Origin of the sequence: Thalassobaculum sp., from assembly GCF_965223715.1 — a bacterium.
In the GTDB taxonomy this organism is placed as follows: domain Bacteria; phylum Pseudomonadota; class Alphaproteobacteria; order Thalassobaculales; family Thalassobaculaceae; genus Thalassobaculum.
Map to the genome: position 1 here is coordinate 3,606,678 of NZ_OZ245012.1, position 12,243 is coordinate 3,618,920.

Below are 12,243 nucleotides of genomic sequence, written 5' to 3' on the forward strand. Positions count from 1 at the left end.
ATCACGGTGTCGCCGTCGCAAGCCGCTGACACCGCGTCCGGAAGCCGGTCCCATCGGCCCGAGGCCCGCGATCGGCAAAGCCGCTTGTCGAGCCAGCCACGCTGCCACCATTGGCCGGTCTGAGCTGCATCATATCCGTGGCCGACCCAAGCCCGGCGCTTCTGCGCCAGGGATCTATACCAATCGGTAATCCTGGAGCCAGACGACCGTGAGGTTGGCCGCAGACAGTGCGGCTGTCCGGTCATGCTGTGTCTCTGGTTTCTCGTCCCCGATCTCCACCAGTCGCCTGGGATGGCCGGACCCCTGTCTCAGTCGGGTCCGCGGAGAGCACCTTGATGCCTTACCGATCTCCGGCACGGTCTCGTGCCGTCCCCAATCGCCACCCCCACGACGTGACGGACTTGCGGGTGCTGCACGTGATCGCGGGAGCCTCCACTGGCGGAGCGGAGACGTTCGCCTTGGACGCGATCGAGGCCCTCGCGGATCGGGGTGTGAAGCAGAAGATCATTTGCCGGCCGCATGACCTGACCTTGCAGCGGGTGACCGCATTGGGTCTGCCGAGCGTCACCATGTCGTTTTCCCAGGTCTCGCGGCACCTCGGCGGTCAAGCCAGGGTCCGATCGGTGGCGGAGGACTGGGGCCCGGACATCGTCCATGCCTGGATGGCGCGAGCGGCGTCGTTCGTGCCCCGGTCCGGCATGGGGGTCGCCGAGATGCCGTGTCCGGTGTTGGGATGGATGGGAGGATACTATTCGGCAAAGTATTTCGGACATTGCGACGCCTTTATCGGCGTGACTCCGGACATCTGCCGGCACATCCGCGCGACCTGCGATGGTCACGGACGCACCCACCTCTGCCACACCTTCGGCACCTTGCGCGACGACGCCCCACTGCGGCGTGAAGATCTGAAGATCGAACCGGCCGCGACGGTTCTGCTGATGCTGTCCAGGGTGCATCACAAGAAGGGTGTCGATACCGCGATCGAAGCCGTTCGCCATCTTCCCGAGGCCGTCCTGCTGCTCGCCGGCGACGGGCCGGAGATGCACCGGTATCAGCGCCTGGCGACCACTCTGGGCGTGTCGGATCGGGTCCGTTTTCTCGGCTGGCGGACCGATCGGCGGGCGTTGCTGGCGCTCTGCGATATTTGTCTTCTGCCGAGCCGGTACGAGCCATTCGGAACCGTGATCGCCGAGGCCTGGTCGATGCGCCGCCCGTTGATCACGACCCCGGCGGACGGCCCCCGACAATATGTGGTCGATGGAGAGGACGCCCTGGTCGTGCCGTTCGACGGGCCCGCCGAACTCGCATCTGCGGTCGACCGACTGTCGCAGGACCGGGACCTCGGGGCCCGGCTGGTTGAAGCCGGATACCGGAAGTATGTGGAACAGTTTTCCCGCGAGCGGGTGCTGGACGACCTCCTGGCCATCTATCGGCGGGTGGCCGGCGGCGGACAGGCGCGGATCGACGTGGCGGAACTCGACGCTCGCCTGATCTCGGCGGTGACCGCGGAGATGCTGAAAAGCGCGCCGGGAGAAGACCCCCGGCGGGTCTCGGCGGCGGTGCTCGCCGCCATCGCATATTGGACATATTACGAAGGACAGGACACCTCGCTCGCGCGCGACGCGGCCCTGATCGAGCTCTCGGGACTGCGCCGGCTCGTCGACCCGCACGGCTGGGGTCGAACGGTTCTCGTCCTCGATCCGGATCAGCTCGACGCGACCCTGGACGAGGGTGACCGGGCGGCCTTGGCTGCCTGGGACGCGACGTTCTGCGACCGTCTGCTGAGGCTGCTGGACAATCCCTCCGGCACCTGGACCGCGGAGACGGCGCGATCTGCGATGTCGGCGGCCGACTGATACGGCGCGGCCAAGATGCTCTTGCGCAACGGCATAACCGGCAGGCGCCATATCTCCGCCTCTGCGGTCGCCCTGGCTTGCGCCCTGCTGCCGACATTGGGCCTTATCAACGGCGCCGCCTATGCGCCGATCATCTTCGGGCTGGCGGCGGTGCTGGCCATTGTGCAGCCCCGCTCGGTCGAACCGCCGGTCCGCGTCGATCCTCCTCTCGCCTGGCTGTGCACAGCATTCCTGCTGTGGTCCGCAGCGAGTACGATGTGGAGCCTCGATCCCGTCGCGTCGTTGGACGGCATCATGCAGATGGCGTTGATTTCGGCTGGAACGCTGGGACTCCTGGCCTTCGGTTGCGACGATCGGACGGTCGCTGAAGCGCATCGCCGCACCGCCCTTCTCGTTGCCGCGACGGCGCTGATGGTTGGTCCTGCTCTGGCCGCCGTGGATCTGGCGACGGAGCACCGGCTCCTAGCCCTCCTCGCAGCTCCCGCCGCCGAATGGGCTCCGAGCGACTATAACCGGGGTATCGCCTATCTGGTGGTGCTTGCCTGGCCCATCCTGCTGGCCGTGCGCAACCGTTTCGGCTGGACCGGCGCCGTGGCCGCAGCGCTGCCCCTCGTTGTGGTGACGTCCCTCTCGCAGAGCGCCGGAGCCAAGCTCGAGCTGGCCGCGGGGGCCTTGGTGCTCGTCGGCACCCTGTGGCGGCCGCATCTGGTCAAAAAGGCCTTCTGGATCGGACTGCCGGTGGCTGCCTGGATGGGACCGGCACTGATCCGCTGGACGTTTCCGCATGCCGTCTCGGCGAATATCGGTCTTGAGCGGTCCTGGCTGCACCGTCTGGAGATCTGGAACTACATGAGTGCCCGGATACTGGAGCGGCCTTGGGCCGGTTGGGGTTTCTCGACCGCGAAGCAGATCCCGGTGACCGAGGCGGAGTTGGCCGGGTTCTCACAGGTGTCCGAAGCGGGCATCTATCCGCACAATCAGTGGATCGAGCTCTGGGTGTATGGCGGTGGGATCTCTGTCTGTATCGCACTGACCTTCGTTCTCTTGATCGTTCGCCGGGTTTCCCGGATGTCGAGACAGAGCCAGCCGTTCGCCAACGCCGCGCTCGCCAGCGCGCTGGTGGTCTCCGCGGTGAACTTTGAGGTGACGACGGATTCCTGGTGGGCCGCGTTGGCCGCGACGGCACTGCTCTTCCGCTTCGCCGCCGACTATCGGCCCCCCGCGTCCACGGGGTCCGTTCCGACCGGCGACGGCCCCGCGCCAGGGCTCAATCCGGATCGATCGCCGGCAGGACGATCGACACCGTCAATCCCGGGGCGTTGTCGGACAGCCGGATCGTCGAACGATGTAGGGCAACGACGGCCGCTACCATACTCAATCCGAGGCCATGGCCTTCGGAGGTGCGACTGCGCTCCAAGCGGTATAACCGGCGAAAGACCTTATCCCGTTCCGCTTCCGGGACGCCCGGCCCGCGGTCCGCGACCTCTAGCAGGACCTGGCCGGCCGGCTCCCGCGCAAGACGGATCGCGATCCCGGTTTCGGGCGGTGTATGGCGAAGCGCGTTATCGAGGAGGTTCGCGATCGCCTGCATCAGCAGATCGCGGTCGCCGGCGATCCAGGTGTCTGCGGTTTCGCCGATCTCGACACTGAACGGGCGCCCGGCGTCTTCGAGGATCGGCCGGTAGAGGTCCGCAACGGTACGGCACAGGACCGCGAGATCGATCGGAGCGAAGCGGCTGCGGGGCGACCCGGCTTCAATCTGGGCAATCTGCAGTATGGCGTGAAAGACCTGGAGGATGGAGTCGAGCTGATCCAGCGCATCCTTGGCGGCCGACCGGTCCGACGGGGCGGCCGATCCCGCCAAACCGTCCAGTGTGGCCCGCAATCGTATCAGCGGGGTGCGCAGGTCGTGGGCGATAGTCGCCGAGACCTGACGCAGACCTTCCATCGTCTCGGCCAATTGGTCGAGCATCGTGTTGACGGCATGGGCGACCCGATCGAGGTCATCGCGTGCGGATCCGACCGGCAGTCTTCGCCGCAGATCTCCCGCCGCTACCGCATCCAGCGCCCTGCCAAGGGCAACACTCCGCCGATCGCGTCGGGAGCGGAACCGGATACTGCCGACAGCCGATGGGGTCGTAGCTGTGGCGAGCCCGGCGAGCCGGCGGGCGGACGCGCCGGCGAACAGGAACAGACGCATCACGGGTGCGCCCGCCCGCTCCAGGCCGGCCCGCTCCAGGCCGAACCGCATCCGCAGCCGGCGCAAGGATTGGGCCGGACCTTTCCCGGTCATGAGCTGCCGCCCGGCAGCAACACATAGCCTGCGCCGCGCACCGTTCGGAGCATGTCCGTCTGGTAAGGCTTGTCGATCTTGCCACGCAGGCGGCTGACATGGCTGTCGACGACATTGGTCTGCGGGTCGAATTGAATGTCCCAGACGGCCTCCAGCAGCATCGTCCTGGTCTGGACCCGGCCGGCGGTGCGCATGAGGTGCTCCAGCAGGACGAACTCGCGACGCTGCAGATCGATGGGCTGACCCGCCCGGGTGACGACCCGGCGGATCAGGTCCATTTGAAGATCCCCCACGGTCAGAACGCTGACCTCGTCGCGCAGGCATGGCCGTCGGGCGAGAGCGTTGATACGGGCGGAGAGTTCGGCGAACGAGAACGGCTTGACGAGATAATCATCAGCTCCGGCGTTCAAGCCTTCCACCCTGTCGTTGACGCCGTCCATCGCCGTCAGAAAGAGGACCGGGGTGAGAATCCTGGCGCCGCGCAACGTGCGGACCAGCGCCAGGCCGTCCAGGTCGGGCAGCATCCGGTCAACGATCAGAACGTCGTATGCGCCCACGGTCGCCTGCAGAAGGCCGTCGCGACCGTTCTCCAGATGGTCGACGACGTGCCCCATCGCGCGCAGGCTTGAGGCAATATAGGCGCCAGATTTCGCGTCATCTTCGATGAGCAGAGATCTCATGGTCGGCCTCAGTTCAGACAGCACGGCTCGGCGCAGGGACCACGGCCGCGAAGCTTCCCGGCTGCGCGACGTCGTCCACCTGGCATGGTCCCGCGTCGAGGCCGGGCACCCCCGGGGCGAAGGGGTCAGACCTTGATGCCGAACAGCTTTTCCGCGTTTCGGAACGCGATCTTTTCCTTGGCCTCGCGGGGCAGATCGACTGCCCGAAACCAATCGGTTCCCTGCTTCATGTCCGCAAACGGGTAGTCGGTCCCGAACATCACCCGATCGACACTGATGTACCGCAGCAGAAGATGCAGAAGCTCATCTTGGAAGAATGCGCTGGTCGTGTACCAGAAATTGTCGTTGAAGTATTGACCGAGCGGTTTGTTCAGCGCGTCTTCGGTCACATCGCCCATATCTCCCACGATACGCTCGTAGAAGAACGGAAGGCCCTCGCCCATGTGGCCGATGATCATCTGGAGATTGGGGAATCTGTCGAACGCCCCGGTCAGGATCAGGCGAAGGCATTGGGTAATGACTTCCTGATGCCAGCCATAGCCTGAACCGCTGAAGATGTAGTCCTGATACGCTTTGTTATAGTCCGGCCGATCAATGCGGTAATAGATTTCGAAGACGTCATTGGGCGGGAAGCCCGGATGCAGATATATCGGCACACCAAGCGCCTCGGCACGCGCCAGCACCGGCTCAAAATCCGGGTGGTCGAGGAACTTCCTGCCAATGAACCCATTGGTCATGGCGCCCACAAAGCCATCTTCCCGAACCGCGCGTTCCAGTTCGTCCGCTGATGCCTCGGGATTCTGGAGCGGCAAGGTCGCATAGGCCTGGAAGCGGCCCGGATAGGTGGCCATCGGCCCCTCGGCGATCATCTTGTTGAGACGATACGCGAAATCGATGCCTTCCTGGCCGGGGAGGTTCTGCACCCCTGGCGTATGGGCGGAAAGGATCTGAACGTTGATCCCCGCCCCGTCCATCGCGCCGATCCGGCCAGGACCGATTTCGGCAAGACCCGTTTCCTTGAGGTACTCGACGTGATCCTCGTTGATCGCGTTCAGGGCGATCAACTCGTCGGTGGTATAGGTCTCCTCCGTGGCGATAAACGGCAGATCCTTATCGCGTAACGCGATGACCGACGGCTCGGCCGCGGCCGCGCGGGAGACGATGGCGGGTGCGGACAATCCGGCACCGACGCCCAGTGCAGCCGTGCCGCCGAGAAAGTCGCGGCGCCCCATCATCATGTGCTCCAGGGACCTCAAGATCGGCTTCATAGCAGTATCCGCTCCGGTGTTTGCTGCGCAATTGGGGGGAGCCCTTGCTTGCCAAGGACGTCGGTCGGGTCGGCGGACGCCGGCGTCGGGACGCCGCCGTTCCGCTGTTGATGCGAACATGAACGCTGCCGGCGGCAGCTAGCTTTTAGCGCCCAAGACTGCGTCAGAGCTGGGCGCGCCTGCGAGCCGCAACGACCGCTCAGAATTTGTAGGAAACGGTCAATCCGCCGAACACAACGCCATCGTCCTTGCTGATCGGGCTGTCGGCCGCGTCGCCGATCAGTCGGCTGTATTCGATCATGGTCATGACCTCCCAGTTCTCGTTGACCGGATACAGGAAGCCGAGTTCCGCAGTGACCGACTTGAGGCCGGATTTTGCGGTGTACTGCCGGAGGCCGGAGCGCGCCGACTGCGTCGCGTTAACCCCGAAGTAGTTCTTCATGTATTTGTCATCCGACCAGGTCGAGGAGATACCGGCCAGGAACGCCGGTCCATTGTCGCCCCCGTCGTCAGATCCCGTTCCACCTGACCCGGACTCGCTGCCCATGAAGGCACTCACGGGAATCATGGTTTCCACGCCGAAGGACGCTTCCATCCCGTTGGTCCCGCCGAGATGCCGGGTCAGTTCGAGGAACGGGGTCACGGGGCCGATGTCATATTCGAGGCTCAGGTTTGCGGTTACCGCCCCATCGACGTCACCCAGCCCCCTCAGGTCGGAACTGTCGCTTTCCTCTCGTCCCCAGTCGTAGTTGAAGCTGACATTCACGGTGAGATCGTGGTCGTCGTAAACGACGGCGCCCAATCCGTCTTCGGTCGACAGGTAGAGCGTATCCCTCCAGGTAACGGCCGCGACCGGAAGGAACATGGCCTCCATCTCATCGGAGCCCTCATACTTGGAGCCGTATCCCACGCCGGCTCCGATCACGAACTCCCAGTCATCCGCCGCAAGCGCGGTGCCGGGGAGTGCAACGAATGCCATCAGCAGTCCCGCTGCGACGCCCTTGCGACAAACCATGTAGTTCATGTCCTAGCCCCTCGTTCAGCTTTAGACGTTCAAGTCTCGATGCCGAGCAGTCTGGGAGGGACATTTCACACCCGTATGTCAGAAAGAACGTAAAGTTGTAAAAAAGTGTGACAGCGAGTCTGCGCGTCGGCCGCCACCAGACCCCCGAGGATCCGGCGTCGGGCGACACGTCACGCCCGCGTTCGGGTGGTTGGTTGTCTGATTGAATATTTGGGTTTGGGCGAATTGTAACAACACGTGCCAGGACGGCGTCTTGGCATACTTTTATACAGTTTCCTGCTTCTTGGACGCGGCGAAATTGATTATCCGACTGTCCATAGCGCGACGCATTGAGACGAGTGGAGATTCCGAACGCAATGCAGCCGAAGAATCCTCACATCTTGGTGGTCGACGACCACAGGAATATCCGGGAGCCCTTGGCGAAGTATCTCGGCGAGAACGGGTTTCGGGTTTCCATGGCTGCCAATGGTGCGGAAATGGACGCTGTCGTCAAAGCCGCGTCGATCGACCTGATCGTTCTCGACATCCTGATGCCCGGCGAGGGCGGGCTGGAGATCTGCAGGCGGATCCGGGAGACACGGGACATACCGATCATTCTCCTGACAGCCGTTGCCGACGAGACCGATCGAATTGTCGGGCTGGAGATCGGCGCGGACGATTACGTGACCAAGCCCTTCAATCCGCGGGAACTCCTGGCACGGATCAAGGGCGTGCTGCGACGCGTCCATAGCCTGCCCAAGCAGTATTCTGGAATTGAAGCGGGCCAGATCGGTTTCGGGTCCTGGATCCTGGACGTGGACCGCCAGGTCCTAAGGCCGGAGAGCGGCGGCCAGGAAACAGCTCTCAGTACCGTAGAATTCAGGCTCCTGATGACCTTTCTCGACCATCCGAAGATGGTTCTGTCCCGCGATCAGTTGCTCGACATGGTCAGCAGTCGCGCCGCCAACGTGTTCGACCGGTCCATCGATAATCAGGTGAGCAGGCTTCGCAAGAAAATCGAAGCGGACCCAAAGACTCCAGAGATCGTCAAAACGGTTTGGGGCGGCGGTTACATGTTCACCCTGGACGTGGTCCGCCGATGAGAAAGCTTCACAGCACGGTTGCGGGCCAATTGATGCTCCTGATCAGCGGGACTGTCCTGGTGTCGCAAGCCATCATTCTCGTCGTCTTCTATTTCAAGACCGATGAAGGCATTCAGGAACAGCAGATCCGCATGGTCATCGAGGAAGTGGCTACCGCCTATGAGGTTGGGCGTACAACTTCCGGGGCCGAACGCGAGAAGCTCCTACGGGCGACAAGCGATCCGGATATTCAGTTCCATGTCGATGACGTGCCGCTGACACAGAACAGGTTCGAAATTCCCGATGACAGTATAGCCCACGTACCAAAAATTCTGTCCGGCGTGCCGATATTCGCCACGGATAATGCGGTGTCGTCCTTGAGTATTTGGGAATTCTGGTTCGCGGAAAGATTCGAGAACTGCCTAATTGGCGACGAGCAATCCAGCCAAGACGGCGCCTGTCCGATCGATTATGTTTCGATACAGTTGAATGAGAAGGAATGGCTCAACGCCAGGGTGTTATCGCCGGTCGATGAACTGGTCATTCTTCTTCCGGTATTTCTCTCGGCTGCCCTCACGCTCGTCGGAATCCTGTTGATCGTCGCGATCATCGTCAAACGCATCACGGCGCCGTTGCGGAAACTGTCTTTGGCCGCCGAGCGGTTCGGCCAGGGAGAGGCCGTCGGCTACGTCGAGGTGGAAGGGCCGGACGAGCTCAGATCCACGACGATCGCGTTCAACACCATGCAGGAACGCCTGAGCCGATTTGTCGAAGACCGAACGAAAATGCTGGCGGCCGTCAGCCACGATCTGCGGACCCCCATCACGTCCCTCAGGCTGCGAGCGGAGTTCATTGAGGATCAAGAACTAAAGTCCGAGATGATCCAGACCCTCAAGGACATGGGCTCGATGGTCGAAGGCAGTCTGGCTTTTGCCAGACAGGAAGTTCAGGAAGAGAAAAGCGAAACGGTCGATCTCGTCGAGACCCTTCTCGCTCTTTCCAGAGAGTTCCCGGGGGTGGGCTTCTCGGCCGGTCTGCGGAGCCACGGCTACCTATGCCGGCCGGTCTCCTTACGACGCGCAATTCGAAACGTGCTCGAGAACGCCGTCAACTACGGAAGCAACGTACATCTGGCCGTCGACTCGGAGGACGGCGGCATTTCGATTGAAATCGTCGACGAGGGTCCTGGTGTGCCGGATGAGATGCTCGAGGATATCTTCGACCCATTCTTCCGGGTCGACGAGGGCAGAAATACGGAGACCGGGAATGTGGGCCTCGGGCTCTCCATCGCGCGCACGATCATCCATAAGCACGGCGGAACAATACGGGCCACCAATGTGCTCAACGGTCTGAAAATGCGGATCTGGTTGCCAGGCCAGGTGAGCAGCCCCTGATTTCGCAGGCACTTTCTCATGTGGACTCGAGTGGGCTGCGACCAACGGGGCGGCCAACCCTTGAGACCTAAGGTCTACTTGCCGAAAACCGCATGTTCTCCGAGATCGACCGACACGTCTTCGGCCAGAACCGTCGCGTAATAATCGAAGAGCGTGTCCGTGCCCGCCGACGGTGTCGCGTCCGCGTCGTAGCGGCCGGTCGCCGTATCGAGAACCAGCATCGACTCGGTCGCATAGTATCTCCCGATACGAGCCAGTTCGGCCTTGTCGCGCAGGCGCCGGGAGACCGTTCCCAGGGTACTCAGCGCCGCGATGATGCCGTCCAGCAGGACGATCGGCACCCGCCGGATCCGCGGCGGCTCATTCAGTAGCTCGAAGAGCCGCATACCTTGCTCGAGGGGCGTTATGGCGGGGCCGGGCCCTCCAATCGGCAGCACCCGGTTCCAGAGACGCTCATCGGCCAGACAGTCTGCCAGATAGTTTCCCAAGTCCCTGTCGCTGATCGGCTTGCAGGCCGTGAGCCGGCCGTCCCCGAACACGAGATACGGCTTTCCGCGACGCACCCGCTCGATCTGACCCGACAGCGATTTGAAATAGGCGGTCGGCCGCACGATCGAGAAGGTCAGCCCGGATGCGATCAGCTCCTCCTCGAAGGCAAGCTTGGCCTTCTGGAACGCCAACCGTGGTCGCTGCACACAGATCGCCGAGAGCAGCACCATGTGCGATATGCCGGCGTCGCGTGCGATACCGAGGGCCCGCGCGTGCGCCGCGTAGTCGATGGCCCACGCGTCCCGTGGAGTGCCTGTGCGAGAGGCGAGACAGGAGACCAGCGCATCGAAGGTTTCCCCGCGAAAGCCATCGCTGGCCAGGGCCTCGGGATCGGTGATGTCGCAGGGCCGGATGTCGGCGGCCGCGGGGAGTTCCATACGCGCCTTATGGCAGCTTGCCGGGCGTACGAGGCAGATCACCTGGTGCCCTCGTTCGAGAAGGGCTCTGACGGTCGCGCGTCCGATCGTTCCGGTCGCGCCAAGTACGACGACCCGCTTCGGGCCGACCACATTATTGGGGCCTTTGGGATTCGTTTGACCCATTTCCGCAGTGTGACGGAAGGCAGATTGATTGGAAAGCTCCGCCGGACATCGGAGCAACCATTCCATTTCCAACGAAGGGGTCGCCCAGTCTGATCCGCCGTAGCGGACCAAACGATTTTCCAGAAATTTAGCAAAATATTTATACTTGGCGGCTCAAGCTTCCTGCGGCGCGGATCATGTGTTCAGGCCCCTTGGCCGAACAGGATGGATGAAATGGGGGATGACAACATGCTGAAAAACAACAGTACTTCTACGGCAGGCTCTGCATCGTGGAAGGCTGCAGGCCGATCCAAGAGCATGGAGACCTGGTTCGAGGTCGTCATCGCCGGCAGCACGGCAGCCTGACAGCCCTGTATGAAAGGAGCGGGTAGGCCTCGCCTTCCGTTCCTCCCCCTGGCCGGGCGGGCTCGTCTTCCAATAGATGTGTCCCCGGCGAGGTCGGTTGATACGCATTTCCTGTTGTCGTTGACCTGACCCAATCCACAGATCCCATGACGATGAACCGTGTGGTTATCGATAAGGCCGAGTTCGGCAAGCTGGTGGAGAGGCACGGCCTCTTCCTGAAGAACTCTCGCGCCGGCGGAAGACTGACGGTGCAAGGCGCCGCGATCCGCGGCGTCAAAGCCGTTGAGATCAACCTGAGCAACGTTGAGCTTTTCAATTCCTCGGTCGAAAACTGTGCATTCTGGCGAATAAAATTCAACTCCAGCGTCTTTGAACAGAGCCGCTTTCAAGGCTGTGTCTTTGACGGGTCGATGTTCCGATCGGCCAACCTCACGGGTATCCGTGCCCGAGCGACCAGTTTCAAATCCGCCGATCTAACCGACGCAGATATCAGCCCTGCCGTGCTGAACATCCGGGGAGATCAGCGTCCGAGCGATCTTCGAGGAACCGATCTCGAGAAAGCGTCGCTCAAGAACGCGAACCTGACCCGCGCCGATCTGCAGTCGGCCAACCTGTTCGAATGCAATCTGCAGGGGGCGATCCTCAGAGGCGCCAATCTGAAGGGTGCGAACCTGGTCGGCGCTGACCTGACCGGGGCCGACATCACCGGAGCGCGCCTTGAAGGAGCGGATGTCCGCAACGCGAAGCTGGATGGACTTGACCTCGATACGCTCGCCGAGGCGGGGGTCGTCGGGCTGTCCCGGCTGGACAAGCTTCCCAAGAAGGTCAGCGAGAAGCTGAAACGTCATGTCCAATGGGTGATGTCGGGAGGGCGGTCCGGTATTCGCGCCAGCTTCCGGGATTCCGAACTCAAGGGCCTGGACCTCTCCAATGTGGATCTCACGCTGGCCGATCTGTTCGGCACGGATCTCAGCGCAACCAACCTCGCCGGTGCGCACCTGCCCAGGGCGGATCTGTCGTCTGCCATTCTCGACGGGACGAACCTCAGAGGCGCCGATCTGCGGGGGGCCATCCTGACCAACGCCCTGATGGAGAATGCCGAACTGGAGGACGCGCAGCTCGGCCCCATTCGGGTGGAAACGGCGACGGGGATCGTCAATCTGGATACGCAGGGTCTGTCAGGACGATAACGAGATCGGACCTGGGCCCGGAGCCAGACCCAAAGCCCCTA

At 62.7% G+C, this 12,243-nt stretch carries 9 protein-coding genes; 4 read left to right on the forward strand and 5 right to left on the reverse strand.

The genetic code is table 11. The annotated features are described in order from the left end of the window. Positions 1-458 precede the first annotated feature (458 nt). On the forward strand, positions 459-1,856 hold the full coding sequence (locus tag ACOQOP_RS16645; protein WP_420562938.1) for a glycosyltransferase: 1,398 nt from the start codon (positions 459-461) through the stop codon (positions 1,854-1,856). A gap of 1,267 nt (positions 1,857-3,123) precedes the next feature. Here ACOQOP_RS16645 and ACOQOP_RS16650 read toward each other — a convergent pair. The 4 genes from ACOQOP_RS16650 to ACOQOP_RS16665 all read right to left on the reverse strand — a co-directional run bounded on the left by ACOQOP_RS16650 (position 3,124) and on the right by ACOQOP_RS16665 (position 7,121). Further along, on the reverse strand, positions 3,124-4,149 hold the full coding sequence (locus ACOQOP_RS16650; protein WP_420562939.1) for a sensor histidine kinase: 1,026 nt from the start codon (positions 4,147-4,149) through the stop codon (positions 3,124-3,126). Then, on the reverse strand, positions 4,146-4,829 hold the full coding sequence (locus ACOQOP_RS16655; RefSeq protein ID WP_420562940.1) for a winged helix-turn-helix domain-containing protein: 684 nt from the start codon (positions 4,827-4,829) through the stop codon (positions 4,146-4,148). The genes ACOQOP_RS16650 and ACOQOP_RS16655 overlap by 4 nt, the downstream gene beginning before the upstream one ends. Positions 4,830-4,954: 125 nt before the next feature. Continuing rightward, on the reverse strand, positions 4,955-6,097 hold the full coding sequence (locus ACOQOP_RS16660; RefSeq protein ID WP_420562941.1) for an amidohydrolase family protein: 1,143 nt from the start codon (positions 6,095-6,097) through the stop codon (positions 4,955-4,957). 199 nt (positions 6,098-6,296) lie between these two features. Next, a complete protein-coding gene (locus tag ACOQOP_RS16665) occupies positions 6,297-7,121 on the reverse strand; it encodes a MipA/OmpV family protein (RefSeq protein ID WP_420562942.1) in 825 nt (274 codons plus the stop codon). A 356-nt stretch (positions 7,122-7,477) separates the two neighbouring features. Here ACOQOP_RS16665 and ACOQOP_RS16670 point away from each other — a divergent pair, with 356 nt between their 5' ends. After that, a complete protein-coding gene (locus tag ACOQOP_RS16670) occupies positions 7,478-8,203 on the forward strand; it encodes a response regulator (protein WP_420562943.1) in 726 nt (241 codons plus the stop codon). Beyond that, the gene (locus ACOQOP_RS16675) at positions 8,200-9,576 is read left to right on the forward strand and encodes a sensor histidine kinase (protein WP_420562944.1); all 1,377 of its coding nucleotides are present in this window, start codon (positions 8,200-8,202) and stop codon (positions 9,574-9,576) included. Before ACOQOP_RS16670 ends, ACOQOP_RS16675 begins: the two co-directional genes overlap by 4 nt. Positions 9,577-9,650: 74 nt before the next feature. Here the strand turns inward: ACOQOP_RS16675 and ACOQOP_RS16680 are convergent, their stop codons facing one another. Next, the gene (locus ACOQOP_RS16680; protein ID WP_420566539.1) at positions 9,651-10,733 is read right to left on the reverse strand and encodes an NAD(P)H-binding protein; all 1,083 of its coding nucleotides are present in this window, start codon (positions 10,731-10,733) and stop codon (positions 9,651-9,653) included. A 431-nt stretch (positions 10,734-11,164) separates the two neighbouring features. Here ACOQOP_RS16680 and ACOQOP_RS16685 point away from each other — a divergent pair, with 431 nt between their 5' ends. Further along, a complete protein-coding gene (locus ACOQOP_RS16685; protein WP_420562945.1) occupies positions 11,165-12,202 on the forward strand; it encodes a pentapeptide repeat-containing protein in 1,038 nt (345 codons plus the stop codon). Positions 12,203-12,243: the final 41 nt, after the last annotated feature.